This window comes from Janthinobacterium sp. JF4 (genome assembly GCF_059617925.1).
The window spans coordinates 1-15025 of record NZ_JCAQAV010000048.1 but is presented as its reverse complement, the minus strand read 5'-3'; the positions used below and the strand labels follow the sequence as shown (position 1 = coordinate 15025).

Annotated in this window: 16 protein-coding genes; 7 read left to right on the top strand and 9 right to left on the bottom strand. The window is 63.0% G+C overall.

Annotated features, from left to right (window positions below; genetic code table 11):
• Nucleotides 1–8: 8 nt before the first annotated feature.
• Nucleotides 9–644, top strand: a complete 636-nt coding sequence (locus AC54AF_RS23995) for a response regulator (RefSeq protein ID WP_496638568.1) — start codon at nucleotides 9–11, stop codon at nucleotides 642–644.
• A 57-nt stretch (nucleotides 645–701) separates the two neighbouring features.
• On the opposite strand, the gene AC54AF_RS23990 is transcribed toward AC54AF_RS23995, so the two are convergent.
• Nucleotides 702–1532 (bottom strand): helix-turn-helix domain-containing protein, encoded by an 831-nt coding sequence (locus AC54AF_RS23990; RefSeq protein WP_496638567.1) that lies wholly within the window; start codon nucleotides 1530–1532, stop codon nucleotides 702–704.
• Nucleotides 1533–1837: 305 nt separating this feature from the next.
• On the opposite strand from AC54AF_RS23990, the gene AC54AF_RS23985 reads away from it, so the two are divergent.
• From AC54AF_RS23985 to AC54AF_RS23975, 3 genes are all read left to right on the top strand, one after another.
• A complete protein-coding gene (locus AC54AF_RS23985) occupies nucleotides 1838–2476 on the top strand; it encodes a response regulator (RefSeq protein WP_496638566.1) in 639 nt (212 codons plus the stop codon).
• A 102-nt stretch (nucleotides 2477–2578) separates the two neighbouring features.
• Nucleotides 2579–3937, top strand: coding sequence for an MBL fold metallo-hydrolase RNA specificity domain-containing protein (locus AC54AF_RS23980; protein WP_496638591.1), 1359 nt, complete (start codon nucleotides 2579–2581; stop codon nucleotides 3935–3937).
• The gene (locus tag AC54AF_RS23975) at nucleotides 3934–5475 is read left to right on the top strand and encodes a thymidine phosphorylase family protein (protein ID WP_496638565.1); all 1542 of its coding nucleotides are present in this window, start codon (nucleotides 3934–3936) and stop codon (nucleotides 5473–5475) included. The genes AC54AF_RS23980 and AC54AF_RS23975 overlap by 4 nt, the downstream gene beginning before the upstream one ends.
• Nucleotides 5476–5516: 41 nt before the next feature.
• Here AC54AF_RS23975 and AC54AF_RS23970 read toward each other — a convergent pair whose 3' ends face one another.
• The 3 genes from AC54AF_RS23970 to AC54AF_RS23960 form a co-directional block, all read right to left on the bottom strand.
• Nucleotides 5517–5960 carry a universal stress protein gene (locus tag AC54AF_RS23970; protein WP_131688742.1) on the bottom strand — a complete coding sequence of 148 codons (444 nt, stop codon included), beginning with the start codon at nucleotides 5958–5960 and terminating at the stop codon, nucleotides 5517–5519.
• Between the two features lie 70 nt (nucleotides 5961–6030).
• Nucleotides 6031–6864, bottom strand: a complete 834-nt coding sequence (locus AC54AF_RS23965; RefSeq protein WP_496638564.1) for a Crp/Fnr family transcriptional regulator — start codon at nucleotides 6862–6864, stop codon at nucleotides 6031–6033.
• A gap of 2 nt (nucleotides 6865–6866) precedes the next feature.
• Nucleotides 6867–7583, bottom strand: a complete 717-nt coding sequence (locus AC54AF_RS23960) for a Crp/Fnr family transcriptional regulator (protein WP_496638563.1) — start codon at nucleotides 7581–7583, stop codon at nucleotides 6867–6869.
• Between the two features lie 443 nt (nucleotides 7584–8026).
• On the opposite strand from AC54AF_RS23960, the gene AC54AF_RS23955 reads away from it, so the two are divergent.
• Nucleotides 8027–8476 (top strand): Hsp20/alpha crystallin family protein, encoded by a 450-nt coding sequence (locus AC54AF_RS23955; protein ID WP_496638562.1) that lies wholly within the window; start codon nucleotides 8027–8029, stop codon nucleotides 8474–8476.
• A 40-nt stretch (nucleotides 8477–8516) separates the two neighbouring features.
• Nucleotides 8517–9161, top strand: a complete 645-nt coding sequence (locus AC54AF_RS23950) for a SagB/ThcOx family dehydrogenase (RefSeq protein WP_496638561.1) — start codon at nucleotides 8517–8519, stop codon at nucleotides 9159–9161.
• Between the two features lie 36 nt (nucleotides 9162–9197).
• Here the strand turns inward: AC54AF_RS23950 and AC54AF_RS23945 are convergent, their stop codons facing one another.
• The 4 genes from AC54AF_RS23945 to AC54AF_RS23930 all read right to left on the bottom strand — a co-directional run bounded on the left by AC54AF_RS23945 (nucleotide 9198) and on the right by AC54AF_RS23930 (nucleotide 11851).
• Entirely contained in the window at nucleotides 9198–9563 is a 366-nt protein-coding gene (locus AC54AF_RS23945) for a hypothetical protein (RefSeq protein WP_496638560.1), read from the bottom strand.
• A 157-nt stretch (nucleotides 9564–9720) separates the two neighbouring features.
• Entirely contained in the window at nucleotides 9721–10191 is a 471-nt protein-coding gene (locus AC54AF_RS23940) for a pyridoxamine 5'-phosphate oxidase family protein (protein ID WP_496638559.1), read from the bottom strand.
• A 95-nt stretch (nucleotides 10192–10286) separates the two neighbouring features.
• Entirely contained in the window at nucleotides 10287–10931 is a 645-nt protein-coding gene (locus AC54AF_RS23935) for a BON domain-containing protein (RefSeq protein WP_496638558.1), read from the bottom strand.
• A gap of 80 nt (nucleotides 10932–11011) precedes the next feature.
• Nucleotides 11012–11851, bottom strand: coding sequence for a universal stress protein (locus tag AC54AF_RS23930; RefSeq protein WP_496638557.1), 840 nt, complete (start codon nucleotides 11849–11851; stop codon nucleotides 11012–11014).
• Nucleotides 11852–12082: 231 nt separating this feature from the next.
• Here AC54AF_RS23930 and AC54AF_RS23925 point away from each other — a divergent pair, with 231 nt between their 5' ends.
• Complete coding sequence (locus AC54AF_RS23925) at nucleotides 12083–14380, top strand: AAA family ATPase (RefSeq protein WP_496638556.1); 2298 nt, start codon at nucleotides 12083–12085, stop codon at nucleotides 14378–14380.
• Nucleotides 14381–14431: 51 nt separating this feature from the next.
• On the opposite strand, the gene AC54AF_RS23920 is transcribed toward AC54AF_RS23925, so the two are convergent.
• Nucleotides 14432–14809, bottom strand: coding sequence for a helix-turn-helix domain-containing protein (locus tag AC54AF_RS23920; RefSeq protein ID WP_496638555.1), 378 nt, complete (start codon nucleotides 14807–14809; stop codon nucleotides 14432–14434).
• Nucleotides 14810–15025: the final 216 nt, after the last annotated feature.

Sequence of the window (15025 nt, the reverse complement as noted above, 5' to 3'; positions counted from 1 at the left end):
AAATCAGGGTGCTGCTGGTGGACGATCATGTCGTCGCCCGCAACGGCATTCGGCTGATGCTGGGCACGGACGACGGCATCGAAGTCGTGGCCGAGGCCGAAACTGCCCGCGCGGCCTTGTATCTGCTGCAGGGACAGCCATTTGACGTTGCCATTGTCGACATCGGCCTGCCCGATCAGAACGGCTTGCAGTTGCTCAAGCAGTTGCGCCGCGAGCAGCCACGCCTTGCCGTGCTGATGCTGTCCATGTATGCCGAGACGGTGTACGCTGTACGGGCCCTGCAATACGGCGCCGCCGGCTATCTGACCAAGAACTGCAATGCATCCTTGCTGGTGAAGGCGGTATACAAGGCTGCAGCGGGAGGGAAATACATCAGCTCGGCGGTGACGGAAGATCTCGCTGACATGATCAGTGGCAGCAGGACGGCCTGGCACGAGAAACTGTCGGACCGCGAGCTGGAAGTCCTGCGGCTGCTTGCCGCCGGCGAAGACCTGGCAGATATCGCACAAATATTGCATTTGAGCATCAATACCGTGGGCACTTACCGGTCGCGCCTGTTGGAAAAGACGCGCGCCAAGAACAATGTGCAGCTGACGCGGTTCGCCATAGAACATGGCGTCGGCCCGCCGATTCTTGGCGGCTAGGGGGATAGCCACCGGTGCAACGCCGTTGTTTTCGGCGTTGCGCGGATGTGCCGCTGTTCAGGCATGGCTTGCGGACTTTGAGATGGAGGACAGTAGCGCCGTGGTCCGCTCCGTGAGTGCATTGATGTTTGCCACTGTTTCCATGGTCTCCCCGTTTGCCACCGCCTCGATGGCGCCATGATTGAGGATACGCAGGTCTTTGCCGTACGTGCTGATCCAGCCCTGGCGGCGGAACTTCGACATCAGGCGACTGACGCTTTCCATCGTCAAGCCTATATAGTTGCCGATGTCTTCACGCGACATCAGCACCGTGAAGGCATGGCGCGAGTAGCCCCTGGCCGCGAAACGGCTCGACAGATCGAGCAGGAAGGTGGCAAAGCGCTGCTCGGCAGAGCTGCCCAGGAAGCGCATGACGCGCTGGTCGCGATTGATTTCCTCGCTCAACAGGCGGTGGAAATGTTGTTGTAGCGCTGGAATGTTGGCGCATAGTATCTGCAGTTGGGCAAAGGGCACTTCACACACCTCGCTATCCTCGAACGCCATCGCATTGCTGTCATGAATGCCGGTACTGATGGCGTTCATGCCCAGAATTTCGCCTGCCATGTGAAAGCCCATCACATGCTGTTTGCCATGTGCGTTATCGCGGAACGTCTTGAACTGGCCGCCGTGAATAATGTACAGACAACGAAAAGGCTCGCCCACCCTGAGCAGCAACTCATTGCGCTCCACCCAGTGCCGTTTGCCAATTATTCTATCGATCTGGGCGACGCTACGCTCATCCAGGCCGAATGGCAGGCAGCGTAGCCTTGAACTGCATTTCGCGCAGGTGTTGCCATTAGTGTAGTTTTTCGCTTGCAACGATTGACTGGTCGAGAGTTGGGTGTTCATGGCGTCCCCTTATTGTTGTTTATGGTTTGCATCAACTTTTTGTGTTTCTGACTACATGCTTAATAGTATGTGCGCGCCCGGGCACGGTGCATATAAGATTAACCCCTGGTCTTGCGTAGCAAATTCCGCAAGCTTTTGAGTAGGGGATGCCCTACATGCATTCTTTGCGAGGAAGCAGGGGCTTTGTCTGCCGCGCAGCCACGGCTGCTGCCGCCAACCGTTGACGCCGCTTGCCGTTCGGCGCAGAATCCAATGCACGGCAATCATCGTTACACTCTGGGCAAGAGATCGTCAGGACCTCGTTCATGGAAGCGGGAATCATTCGGGTGCTAGTGGTGGACGACCATGCCATCGCGCGCAATGGCGTGTCGCTGATGCTTGGGACGGCAGCGGACATTTGCGTTGGCGCCCAGGCGGCGTCTTTTGACGACGCGACCGAACGTATTATGTACGAGCAATTCGATGTGGCCCTCATCGACATTGCCATGCCGGGAAAAAGCGGCTTGCAACTGTTGCAAGCCTTGCGCCTGGTCAGGCCGCGCATGGGGCTGATGATACTGAGTCATTATTCGGAAGAAATCTATGGCTTGCGGGCACTCAGCCTGGGGGCATCTGGCTACCTGACCAAGGATGTCTCGGCCGATGTGCTTGTCGAGGCCGTGCGCAAGGTGGCATCGGGAGGGAAATATGTCAGCCCGGCGATGAGGGACCGTCTGGCAATGGTACTTGCACAGGGGCCTGTGCGTGCGCATGAGAACCTGTCCGAGCGCGAACTGCAAGTGTTCCAGCGCATCGCTGCCGGCCAGTCGCTGGTGCAGATCGGCGCGGCCCTGGATGTGCGCCCGAATACCGTCACGAGCTATCGTGCGCGCATCCTGAAAAAGATGAAAATGGCATGCAACGCCGAGTTAACCCGCTATGCGCTGGAACTTGGCATGCTGTAGGCTGCCCACGGCTGTATCGGGAGAGAACCCGCGTGACGCGCGCGCCATGGGACCGGACGTTCAGTCGCGACTGAACGTCGTGCTGGTGACTGGGGGACGATGATGAAACTGACGTTTTTGGGGGCGACGGGGACGGTCACTGGTTCGAAATATCTGCTTGCCAGCGGCAATGAGCGGATTCTGGTCGATTGCGGCCTGTTCCAGGGGTATAAGCAGTTGCGCTTGCGCAACTGGGCGGGTTTGCCACTGGCGCCGGCCGAGATCAGTGCGGTCGTGCTCACACATGCCCATCTGGACCATAGCGGCTATCTGCCGCTGCTGGTGCGCGATGGCTTTCGCGGCAGGATCTATGCGAGTGCCGCGACGTGCGACCTGTGCCGCATCATTTTGCCCGATAGCGGCCGCCTGCTGGAGGAGGAGGCCGAGTACGCGAATCGTCATGGCTTCAGCAAGCACCATCCGGCATTGCCCCTGTACACCGAGGCCGATGCCATGCGGGCGCTGGAACAGCTCACTCCCGTGGCGTTCGGCAAGCCCTTTGGCATCGGATCATCGTTGCGCATGGAACTGCAGCGCGCCGGGCATATCCTTGGCGCGGCCAGCGTGCTGCTGCAGGGGGAGGGCATCCGGGTGGTCTTTTCCGGCGACCTCGGGCGTTCGAACGACGTGCTCATGGCGCCGCCCGAACCCTTGCCGCAGGCCGACTATCTGATCGTGGAATCGACCTATGGCGACCGGCGCCATGACGCCAGCGACGCCATCGAATTGTTGGGCAAGACCATCAGCGAGACTGCCGCGCGCGGCGGCGTCACGATCATCCCCGCCTTTGCCGTCGGACGCGCGCAGACGATACTGTATGACGTGCATCTGCTCAAGCAGCGTGGCGTCATCCCGGCGCTGCCCGTTTACCTGAACAGCCCCATGGCGGTGGATGCCACCATGCTGTACCGCCGCCATCCGCACGATCACCGCCTGACGCCGGCGCAGTGCGAGGCCATGTCGCATGCGGCGACGATCGTCAACAGTGCGCAGGAGTCGATCGAGTTGAACCAGCGCCGCATGCCGATGGTGATCATCGCCGCCAGCGGCATGGCGACGGGCGGGCGCGTGCTGCACCATCTGAAGGCGTTCGCGCCGGACCGCCGCAACAGCATCCTGTTTGCCGGTTTTCAGGCTGGCGGCACGCGCGGCGCCACGCTGGTCGCTGGCGCTGACGCCGTCAAGATCCATGGCGCATATGTGCCGGTACGTGCCGCCGTGCGACAAATCAGCAACCTGTCCGCGCATGCCGATGGCGATGAATTGATTGCCTGGATGGCGCCACTGCGCCAGGCGCCGCGCCATACCTTCATCACCCATGGCGAGCCGGATGCGGCCGAAGCGCTGCGGCGGCGCATCGGCGAGCAACTTGGCTGGGAATGCAGTGTCCCCGCGTATGGCGATGAAGTGACGTTGACATGATGCGCCGTGCGCCGTCCCTGCAGCGCACGGCGGTCGCCGCATCGGCGTTGCGCTTGCGGCGCCTCGGCATCGATACCTACCAGGAAGCCATCGCCTATATCCGCAGCGATAGCCCCGTCTGCAAGGCGGAAGGCTTCGAAGCGCGTTCCCGGCTGGAACTGTGGTGCGGTGAGCGCAGGATCGTCGCGACCCTGAATGTCGTGCATTTCCCGCTGATCGGCATGGATGAAATCGGCCTGTCGGAGGCCGCCTGGGCGGCACTCGGACAGGCCGATGGGCAGATGGTGCAGGTTGGCCATGCGCCGGCGGTGGAATCGTTCTCGGCCGTGCGCGGCAAGATCTATGGCCGTCCATTCGGCAACGAAGCAATCACGGCCATTATCAATGACATCGCCGCTGGCGCGTATTCGGACATCGAACTGGCGACGCTCATCACGGCGTGCTCGGGAAGCCGGCTTGACCTGGCCGAAACGGCGGCATTGACCATGGCCATGGTGCATGCCGGGCAGCGCCTGCAGTGGGATGCCCCTGTCGTGGCGGACAAGCATTGCATCGGCGGCTTGCCGGGCAACCGCACCACGCTGCTGGTGGTGCCGATCGTTGCCGCCTGTGGCTTGCTGATACCCAAGACGTCCTCGCGGGCCATCACATCGCCGGCGGGGACGGCCGACACGATGGAAACCCTGGCGCCCGTCGAATTGACGGCGCCGCAGATGCATCGCGTGGTGGAGCAGGAGGGCGGCTGCATCGCCTGGGGCGGGGCGGTGTCGCTGAGCCCGGTGGATGACTTGCTCATCCGCGTGGAGCGGCCGCTGGGTCTCGACAGCGACGGCTTGCTGGTCGCGTCCATCCTGTCGAAGAAAGCGTCGGCGGGCGCCACGCATGTGCTGATCGACATGCCCGTGGGGCGTACTGCCAAGGTCCGCTCGCCCGAGGCCGCAGCAAGCCTGGCCGCGCGCCTGGTGGAGGTTGCCCGCAGCCTGGGCATGACGCTGCGCGTGCAGATGAGCGATGGCGCGCAGCCCGTTGGCCGGGGCATCGGTCCGGCGCTCGAAGCGCGCGACGTGCTGGCCGTGTTGCAAAATCATGACGGTGCGCCGGATGACTTGCGCCGGCGGGCCCTGGTGCTGGCCGCAGGCTTGCTGGAGCTTGCCGGCAAGGCGTCCCAGGGCGCCGGCATGGCCATGGCCGCCGCTGCCCTGGACAGTGGCGCCGCATGGCGCAAGTTTCAGGCCATCTGCGCCGCCCAGGGCGGGATGCGCGAGCCGCCGCGCGCCGCCTTTACGCAGCCATTGTGCGCGCTGCACGCCGGCACGGTCATGGCCATCGACAACCGCCTGCTCGCCCGGACAGCCAAGCTGGCCGGCGCGCCCAAGACGCCGGCGGCAGGCATGGTGTTTCATGCGCCGCTGGGCACGCTGGTGGCGGTGGGGCAACCGCTGTTCACCTTGCATGCAGGCTCCCCCGGCGAACTCGCGTATGCGCTTGCCTATGCACAGGCGCAGGATAATCTCGTCACGGTCGGCGAGGCGGGGTAAGCGCCGGCCTGGCCGGAACTGGACAAGGCTTGCGCCCGCGCTCAGGCGGCGCGAAAGACCAGTACCGGCAGAGGGCTGTGCACGAGGACCTTGTGTGTTTCGCTGCCCAGCAGCACGCCTTTCAAGCCGAACTTGCTATGCGTCCCCATGGCGATCAGGTCGCAGCCGTTTGCCTCGGCCGTCTCAAGTATTTTTTCGTGGGGATGATCGGAGCGCGTCAGGAAGGTGCCGCATTCGACGCCGGCTTCGCGCGCCTGCCCGCAGACGAAATCGAGCACTTTCTTGCCGTTCTCCATGCTTTCTTCCAGATACGTTGCGCGGGTCGCCTCCAGCATCTCCGTATCACGGCTGAGGACGTGAAAATCCGGCACCACATGCAGCGCGGTAATGCGCGCGCCGCACGAGCGCGCCAGCGCGATGGCCGACAGCAGCGCAGGCCTCGAGGTGGGCGAACCATCCGTTGGAACCAGTATGTGCTTGAACATGGTGCTCTCCTCGAACTTGTTGTGGAACGTCCAGTGTGACGCTGATACTGCAGAGAAACCATGATCCAGATCATTCTGGCGCTAGCAAATGTATGCCTGGCATGGTCTGCAATGCCGGCTGATGCGCGGCATGGTCGCTTGCCGTGCTCGCGCCTCCTTTCGATGAAGGATGCTGCCCTGCGGCAATCTGATGCAGGCCAGGGCGGTCGAGCAGGCGAAGCTGACGATATCTGACGCCGATGATGCCGAGTCCCTGCAGGCGCGAGATCATGCGCGTGACGGTGGCATGCGTCAGGTCCAGGTAGTCGGCAATTTCCTTGCGCGACAAGGCCAGGTGCAATTCAGGCACCTGATCGTCCTGGTAGCTGCCTTTCCAGGCCTGGTGCGACAGGAACTGCGCGAATTTCTGTTCCGCATAATCACACCGCACCAGCAGGGCCAGCGCCTGCTGTTGCGCCAGTTGCATGCTCAGCCGGCATTCCAGCGCGCGCGCAAGGCCAGGAAAGTGCCGTGCGGCTTCGATGAATTGTGGATAGGAAAACTCGCACACCGTGCTATCGCAGAGCGCCGTCGTTGAGTCGGTGTAGCGATCAAGGTCGAGGCTGTCGAGTCCCAGCAGGTCGCCTGCACTGGCGAACCTGGTAATGCACGGTTTGCCATGCGGGTCTGCCTGAAAGGACTTGAACTGGCCGCTGCGAATGGCGTACCAGCGACCGTGCACCGGTTCATTGACACCTTGCAAGGCATCTCCCCGCACCAGGCGATGCTGCTGCAGCACCAGGCCGCTGACCCTGGCGCAATCCGCGTCGCTCATGTCTGCTGGCAAGCATACGCCGCGCGCGCCGCATTCGCAGCAGGGAAGAGGAGAGGCCGCATCGCTGGCCGAACTGGAGGTATCGTACATGGCTAGCGCTCCGAAGTGTGGCTGGTGGCAAGGGCATGCTGGCCAGCATGCGCTGATGCGGGGTGCGCGGCAGTGGCGATCGTTTCCAATGCGCTTGCGTCGAGGAGCGCGATGTCGCGGTTTTCCAGCAAGATGAGGCCGGCCTGCTTGAATTGATGCATGACCCGGCTGACGCTTTCCGGCGACAGGTGCAAGTGGTTGCCGATGTCGCAACGCGACATGGGCAGGCGATAGCGTGGCGGCGTGCCTTCCAGCCTGCTGTGCCGTTTGGCCCGGTCGAGCAGAAAGGCGGCCATCCGCTGCTCGGCCGTGGCGTGATGCAGTTGCACTGTGCTTGTGCGCATTTCCCGAATGCTCAGGGCGAGCAGGCGCTGCAATATGGTCAGCTGCTGGCGCAGAATGGCGCAGCTGATCGCATACACTTCACTGTCTTCCAGCGCCACGGCGGTACAGGCATGTCTGTCAAGGCCAATGCTGTCGAGCGCAAGGAAATCCCCGCGCGCGGGGAAACAGGTGATTTTTCTTGCTCCCGTCTCATCCGTGCGATAGTGCTTGAAACTGCCGGCGTGTATGAAAAACACACAGTCAAGGACGGGATCGCCAGATTGATACAGGCTGGCATTGCGCCTGATCCACTGGCGCTGCCCGACGGCGGCGTCATCGGGCAGCAGGCGCGCTTGGTGAGTCCCGCTGGCGGCAGTTATAGCGTCGTTATGCATCACGTCCTCGCATGCCATGGCGCGCAAACCAGCGGCCTGTGCACCAAGATAGCCAGGGGAAACCGCCGCATGCTCCCGCCGCTAGCGGTCCGGCTCAGGGCGAGCAGGGTGCCGCGCAGCAGGCTGCCAACAGGTTTCATATCGGCAATCATGGCCATGCTCCTGTTTTAGGGGGGGAACTGCCTTTCACACTACAGGCAAGCAGCCACCGCTTGCCATGATCTGTATCAATAGCGTGCCCGAATAGTGTTGCGCAGCCGCTGTGCCATCCGCGATGGCGGTTGTCCAGTCATGAGGCGCATGTCTGCCGATTGCCGGCGCTCTTGATATCGATCATTTTTCAAGCAGACAGGCGCAAGCTGGCCCTTTATAGTGAGTGTGGGTACACGGTTGCCGCTGCCCGGCTTTCACTTGCGGCATCGACTATTTCAGGAGGCAGAGAGATGGCACACCATATGACGCATTTTGATCCGCTCAGCGACATTGCAAGGTTCGATCCCTTGCGCAGCATGGATGATTTCTTCAAGGATATGGGTTTCAAGGATGCGCTCAAGGACTTTTCCAGACCGTCACCGATTCGGCTCGACGTCACGGAAAGCGAGCATGCTTACCTGATCAAGGCTGAATTGCCAGGCTTTCAGGTGGACGACATTTCGGTCGATATCGACGGCAACCGCGTTTCGATCTCGGCCGAATCGAGGCAGGAACACGAAGAAGGCAACGGTCAGAAGGTGGTGCGCCGCGAGCGCTATACGGGACAGTATTTCCGCAGTTTCTCGCTGGGACAGGACATCGATACCGACAAGTCCACCGCCAGATACCGTGACGGCGTGCTGGATCTGGAGCTGCCCAAGCTGGTCGGAGGCAGTGCGAAGCGCCTGCAGATCAGTTAAGGGAACGATGGCCAGCCGATTTTCAGGCAATGGAGGGGACGTGAAGAAAAATGCACTGACAAGCGAACCTTTGCCGTTGATGGGGCCGGGTACGTTCGAACTCGATGCCGATATCAGCGCCTTGGGCATGGCCTTCATCGAGGTGTTGAAATTGCGCCAGTCGCAGCGCGAATTCAGCGAGCGCGAGCTGTCCTGGTATCGGCTGTCGCGCCTGCTGTGGGCCGCCGATGGCTGCAACCGCCCCAACACGGGCCATCGGACGGCGCCATCCGTCTGCAATGCGCAGGAAATTGACATGTATGTCGCCATGTCCAGCGGCCTGTACCGGTATGATCCGCTTGCACCGTCATTGCGGCAACTGAGCGCCGTCGATATCCGGGCCGTGACGGGGAAGCAGGATTTCGTGGCGACGGCGCCCGTCAACCTGCTGTACGTCGCCAATTTGTCGCGGATGCCGCCCGAGGAGCAGGCCAGGCAATTGCTGTTTGCCGCCCTCGATGCCGGCCATATCAGCCAGAACGTCTACCTGTTTTGCGCCGCAGAGGGCCTGGCGGTGGTGTCGCGTGGCTGGTTTGACCCGGGAGAACTGGCCGCAGCCATGGGCTTGCCGGAGGGACACCACGTGATGCTGGCGCAATCGCTGGGCTATCCGCTGGCGGCCGCAGCGCCACCGCGCTACTCCTGAATAGCGGGACGGCAGGGATGTGCCTGCCGCACCTGTCTAGGGCGAACCGATTTTCTGCCACTGTTTATAGCCGTCATACAGGGATGAACTGCCGCCTTCCACCATGCTCCGTTGCATGTCCAGCAGGATGGCGAACAGATTGGCGCGGTAATCATCGCCCAGCGCACATTGCGCTTTCAAACTGGCCGGATCAAACTCGTACAGATGGGCGACGCCTTTCTGTTGTACGCGCTGCAGCAGCGTGTTCATGTTGGCCTGTGACAAGTCCTGCAGGTAATGCAGGGTCAGGCGCGCGGCGTCGGCGCCATTGTCGAGCGTGTGCTGGGCCATTGCATTGCAGTGATCGAGCAAGCTGCTGCCGGAACTGAGCAGGTTGGCACATTTGAGGTGAATGTCGGGCATGTTGGCTCTCCGGCGTTGGCGTGGCGCGGCACGCAGGTTCTGCTGCAGGAAACGCAGTCACGCCGTCAGTGTAGCGGCCGGTATCCGCAGCGGAAGGCAGGGAATTGATGCGTATCAAGTGCAGCAATAATCGGGAAGGCCTGGGGCCTACCAGGTTTCAGCTGACGGCAAGTAATTCGGTGTGGCCGAAGCCCAGTTCATAGTTCAGCAAGGAAATGACATGCGGCTTGATGCGCACGAAGACGAGGCCCGGCCACGGCGCGGCCGTGCTGGCCCCCATGGCGTCGCGCAGCTGCGGAAAGCGAAACAGCATCAGGTCGGCCACCTGGTCGTTTTCGCTGGCATTGTCGACCAGGGCAGCCGTGCCCGCCATCGACAGGCCGCGGATATGCTGCCAGTCCTGGTAGGCGGGCGTAATGGCCAGCGAGACCTTGTCGTGCTGGCGGATATTGTGCGCTTTCTGGCTGTTCAGGCCGATGCAGCAGTACAGCGTGAGGTCGTCGTGCACGTAACTGACCACCGTCGTCTGAGGATAGCCATCCGGACGCACGGTGGCCAGGGCCATGTCCGGCGTGGCAGCGAGGACATCGGCAATGAACTGGCGGTGGGACGAGTTCAGCGGCATCATGGTAACTCCTTCACGCAATGCGCCTGTGTCCGCGAAGCGGCGGGCGCGCCGAGCAATACTGGTGTCCGATCAAGCACGCCATGGGCGCGGACGTTTCAGCTGCCAACCTGAAGCTCGTTCGTGACGGCGGTGATGCCTGGCGCCATCCAGACCGCGCGCTCGACCTCGTCGCGTTCAGTCCAGGAACGCACCTTGCCGCTCAAAGTCACTGCATCGCCATCCGCCTCGACCTTGATGCCGCTGGCCTCGATCAGGGCGCTGCGCTTCAGGGCCGCCTGGATGCGCGCCTTGATATCGGCCGGGATGGCCTTGTGGCTGATCTCGATGGCGCTCTCGATGCTGCGTATGCCATGCACATGGCGCAGTGCCAGTTGGGCGTGCTCGCGCTGGTAATTCCAGTCTACCGTGCCTTCCAGCCTGACATGGCCGTGCTCGACGACGACCTTGATCGTTTTCGACGACACGGGCAGTTGCAGGGCGATGGCGGCAATGGCATCGTGGGCGATTTCCGCGTCCAGCCGCGAGTGGGGGCGCACCTCGATGTCGTTGGCCACGCCCAGTACGCCGGCGAGACATTGCGCGTCGCGCTCGGCGTGCAGCTTGTGGCTGTAGGCATGCACAAAGCCCGATAGCGTGACGACACGGTCGTTGACCGAGACGCCGATGTGGCTGGGATTAATGCGTGCATCCCACAGCAATTCCTGTTCGACTTGCGTCTTGATGTCGTTGTCGGTGATCATGAACGTGCTCCTGGTAGATAAGAAAGCGCTTGCCGCCTGCACCACGGCGTCAGCAGCGCCCAAGCGGCCGGCGATGCCGCTCAATGACCGAGCAATAGCGGCAGGCGTGACTGGCTCAGCAGGCTGTGCGTGGTCCCGCCGAGCACCCATTCCTGGAAGCGGCTGCGACCGAATGCTCCTGCCACGATCAGGTCCGCGCCGCTGTCCTGAGCCAGCTGGCACAGTGCCGTACCGCATTCTTCTGTCGTTTCGCTGCAACTGACTTCCGCGCGCACGCCATGGCGCGCCAGGTAGGTGGCCAGGTCGGCTCCGGGCTCCTGTCCGTGCCGCCCATAATACTGGCGCGCATTGAGCACGATGATCTGCACGCGCTGCGCCCGCACCAGCAGCGGCAGCGCGCCAGCGACCGCGCGGCTGGACTCGGCAGTGGCGTTCCAGCCAATGACGATGGAGCGGCCGGGGATGGTGAGCGGGCCATTGCCATCGGGTATGACCAGCAAGGGCCGCGCGCTGTGCAGGGCGAGATACGCGGGCAGGCGGGTCGACCAGATGAGCGACCGGTCGCTCAGGTCGCTCTGGCCGGTGATGACCAGATCGCAGTAAATCGACTGCAGTATCAGCGCATCGGCCGCGCTGCTATCTTGAAAACGGGTTTCGTACGAGGCGACGCCGAGCTGGCGGCAGCGCTCATCGAAGCGGATCAGCTGTTCCCGCGCCGCCTCGCGCAAGGGCTCGCAATCGATGGGCGGGGGCGGCGCCAGCGTGACCGCCCCGTAGACCAGGTAATCGAGTTGCGGCCCGCCGCTGGCCACCGTTCCTATCAGATGGGAGTCGGCTTCGCTGGCGAGCGCCGCTGCCACTTGCAGGCGCCGTTCGAAACCGGAAAACTGGTCGGCATACATGAGGATGGTCTTGTACATGGTGGGCTCCAGAAAAGACTCACGATACCTGTTTCAGCGTCGCTTGTAAGGAGCGCCGACTGATCTAGGTCAAGCCGGCCTTCAATTCGTGGCACAGGTAACTGGCGCCAGGAAAGCATTGATCCAGATCATATTTTCTGGCGGCGTGGCCATGCTAGGATCATTGCCGGACAGGCGGTGCACGGCAGGAAGAGGCCGTGTGCGCGCTGCGGCCGGACTGCGGAGGAAAGCATGTTGAATGACGCGGAAGTAAGGCGGAACGTGGAGCATGAGCTCAGTTGTGTTGCCCGGATGGGGCCACCTTCCATCGCGGTGTCCGTGCATCACGGCGTCGTTACCTTGTCGGGGCGCGTGCATGATTTCGTCGGCAAGATACGGGCCGGGCGTTGTGCCACGGGAGTGGCCGGGGTGGCTGGCGTGCTCAACAAGATCGAAGTGGCGCTCCTGGGGCAGCAGCGCTCGGATGCGGACCTTGCGCGCGCGGCGGCGGCTGCCGTCAAGGCGCAATTGCCCAGCTCCGCCGATGCCATCACGGTGGCGGCGCAGGACGGCGTGCTGCGGCTGGAAGGGACGCTGGGATGGAACTATCAGCGCAAGCGGGCCGAGGAAGCGGTGTCTGCCTTGTATGGGGTGCGCGGCATCGAGAACCGCATCGCCCTGGCGCCAGCAGCCCCTGCGGCTGAAGTGCGCTGGAAAAGACGGCTGCCTTCCCACGTGAATGGCGCCATCCATGCTGTCCGGCAGAACGCGGCCGCGCAGCCTGCCCCCGTGTGTGCCGGTGGCCGCGCGGCAGGGCGGAAGGGCGCGTTGCCGCTGCTTGCCCAGGGGCCGATGCCTGTGCCGCAATGCGAGCATCAGTGGCCTGATAGCACGCAAGGCATCGAGAAGCACGAGGTCTCGCGGCAGACCAGACTATTGCACCGCCTGGCGCATCGCCTCGACAGCGAGGATGCGCGGGTGCGGCTCATCGTCACCGATATTTCACGCATCATGCTGGTGGGCGACCTGGCCTACAAGTTCAAGAAGGCCCTGCAGCGCGACGTGCTCGATTACAGTACCTTGTCGGCACGGCGGTATGCGTGCGAGGAAGAGTTGCGCTTGAATCGGCGCCTGGCACCGGAGTTGTACCTGGGCCTAGCGAGCATCACCGGCACGCGGGCATGTCCCTCCATCGACGGCGAGGGGCCGGTACTCGAGTATGCCGTGCGCATGCGTCGCTTTGACCAGTCCGCCCTGTGGCAGGCGCGCCTGAATGCCGGCCAGCTTGGCGCGGATGAAGTCAGCGCCCTGGCGCTGTTGCTGGCGGATTTTCATGCCGGCGCCGCGCGGGCGACACCCCAGTCGCCCTGGGGCAATGGCGCATTGATCGTTGCCCGCACCCAAGAGGATGTGGCCGGCATTGCCGCCGTGCTCGACGACACGCGCCAGCGGGCCATGCTCGACGAGATTGCGGCCTGGCTGACACAGCAGGAGCAAGCCCTGGCGCCGGTATTTGCACGGCGCAAGGCTGAGGGCTGGGTGCGCGAATGCCATGGGGATTTGCATTGCGGCAACATCCTGACCGTGGCCGGCCAGGTGCGCGTGTTTGACGGCATAGAATTTAACACGGCATTGCGCTGGATCGACGTGGCGCAGGATCTGGCCTTTGCCTGGATGGACCTGCAATGCCAGGGGAGCCGGGGCCTGGCAGCCCGCTTGCTGAACGATTATCTCGAGCGTTGCGGCGACTACGGCAGCCTGGCGCTGCTACCGTATTACCGGGTGCAGCGGGCGCTGGTGCGCTGCAAGGTGTTCCTGTTGCGCTCCCTGGGTGGCAGGCGCGGACGCTCTGCGGCATTGCTGCAGGCGCAGCGCTATCTGGCCTTCGCCCATGCCTGCACCGCCCCCGCCGCGCCGGCGCTGCTGATTGCCTGTGGGCTGGCCGGCAGCGGCAAGTCATGGCTGAGCAATGCGCTGGTCGAGCCGCTGGAGGTACTGCGGGTGCGCTCGGATGTCGAGCGCAAGCGGCTGTTTTCCGGCCGTGCCGCCACCGGCGCTGCGCAGGACATGTATGACCAGGCCGCCAATGCCGCGACGTACCGGCGCCTGGCGCGGCTCGCGCAACAAGGGCTGGCAGCCGGGTTCGTGATGGTGGTCGACGCCACTTTCCTGGAACGCCGGCGGCGCCAGGCCTTTCGCGCGTTGGCGCGCCGCAGCCAGGTGCCGTTCCTGCTGCTGCACGTCGATGCGCCGTTGCCGGTGCTGGCATCGCGTCTGGCTGCGCGGGCGCGAGCCGGTACGGACCCTTCCGATGCGGACATGGCCGTTCTCGCCTGCCAGACGGAGCGCTGCGCCGGGCAAGGCTTGCGTCCGGACGAAGCGGCAGATGTCATCGAGATCGCCAATGGCGCCGACTTCGGCGCCGAAGCGCTGGCATTGCTGGTGGAGCGGGTACGGCAGGTCTTGCAGCGGCGCGCCGCCGCCAGCGAGCCGCAGATGAGTACGACAGATTTGCCTCCTTTGGCAGCGTGCCGCTTGCTGCATCGCTGATGGAGGCGTTCATCAATGCTGGCATCGTAAGAATGCACGCAGTCCATCTTGCTACCAAACGATAGTCATGTCGCCACCGCCTTCGCAGGGAACCAGGAAGCCGGCCTTGATGGCCTTGAGGACGGCTTGCTGGCGTGCCTGTACATTGAATTTCTTCTTCGCATTGGAGGCATGGAAATTGATGGCGCCTTCGGAACGCAGCAGGATGCGCGAAATTTCCCACGAGGACTTGCCCGCCATGATCCACTGCAGGCACTCCATTTCGCGCGTGGTCGGCGGATTGGCGCCAGGCAAGGGCGGCGAGTCGTGCTCGATGAAGCGGGCGGACGATTCGATCACGTAGTCGCGGATCAGGGCCAGTTGCGCAATCGTGGCGAAGCTGTCGCGTTCCGCTTCCATCGGCGGCGCGTTGTGGATAAAGCGCAACATGCCCGTTTCGCCGCTTGCGCCGTGCACCGGAAAGCAAGAACCGGAGCAAAAGCGGTAGGCAGATAGGCGCGTGCCATCGCCTCGTCTCTGTCGCTGTACGGACTTGGTATCGCGCGAATGACAGTGTCACTGCTCTGTATTGCGTCCTCGGCGTATTTTTGAGGCTATGTCACCGTCAGATGTGGGAACGCTCCCAGCGTTGCTTTCAATAACGTT

Excerpts from the sequence above, each read along its gene's own strand:
- AC54AF_RS23975 (WP_496638565.1), top strand. The coding sequence starts at position 3,934 with ATGATGCGCCGTGCGCCGTCCCTGCAGCGCACGGCGGTCGCCGCATCG.
- AC54AF_RS23935 (WP_496638558.1), bottom strand. The coding sequence starts at position 10,931 with ATGATCACCGACAACGACATCAAGACGCAAGTCGAACAGGAATTGCTG.
- AC54AF_RS23970 (WP_131688742.1), bottom strand. The coding sequence starts at position 5,960 with ATGTTCAAGCACATACTGGTTCCAACGGATGGTTCGCCCACCTCGAGG.
- AC54AF_RS23930 (WP_496638557.1), bottom strand. The coding sequence starts at position 11,851 with ATGTACAAGACCATCCTCATGTATGCCGACCAGTTTTCCGGTTTCGAA.
- AC54AF_RS23955 (WP_496638562.1), top strand. The coding sequence starts at position 8,027 with ATGGCACACCATATGACGCATTTTGATCCGCTCAGCGACATTGCAAGG.
- AC54AF_RS23990 (WP_496638567.1), bottom strand. The coding sequence starts at position 1,532 with ATGAACACCCAACTCTCGACCAGTCAATCGTTGCAAGCGAAAAACTAC.
- AC54AF_RS23960 (WP_496638563.1), bottom strand. The coding sequence starts at position 7,583 with ATGCATAACGACGCTATAACTGCCGCCAGCGGGACTCACCAAGCGCGC.
- AC54AF_RS23980 (WP_496638591.1), top strand. The coding sequence starts at position 2,579 with ATGAAACTGACGTTTTTGGGGGCGACGGGGACGGTCACTGGTTCGAAA.
- AC54AF_RS23985 (WP_496638566.1), top strand. The coding sequence starts at position 1,838 with ATGGAAGCGGGAATCATTCGGGTGCTAGTGGTGGACGACCATGCCATC.
- AC54AF_RS23945 (WP_496638560.1), bottom strand. The coding sequence starts at position 9,563 with ATGCCCGACATTCACCTCAAATGTGCCAACCTGCTCAGTTCCGGCAGC.
- AC54AF_RS23920 (WP_496638555.1), bottom strand. The coding sequence starts at position 14,809 with ATGTTGCGCTTTATCCACAACGCGCCGCCGATGGAAGCGGAACGCGAC.
- AC54AF_RS23940 (WP_496638559.1), bottom strand. The coding sequence starts at position 10,191 with ATGATGCCGCTGAACTCGTCCCACCGCCAGTTCATTGCCGATGTCCTC.
- AC54AF_RS23965 (WP_496638564.1), bottom strand. The coding sequence starts at position 6,864 with ATGTACGATACCTCCAGTTCGGCCAGCGATGCGGCCTCTCCTCTTCCC.
- AC54AF_RS23925 (WP_496638556.1), top strand. The coding sequence starts at position 12,083 with ATGTTGAATGACGCGGAAGTAAGGCGGAACGTGGAGCATGAGCTCAGT.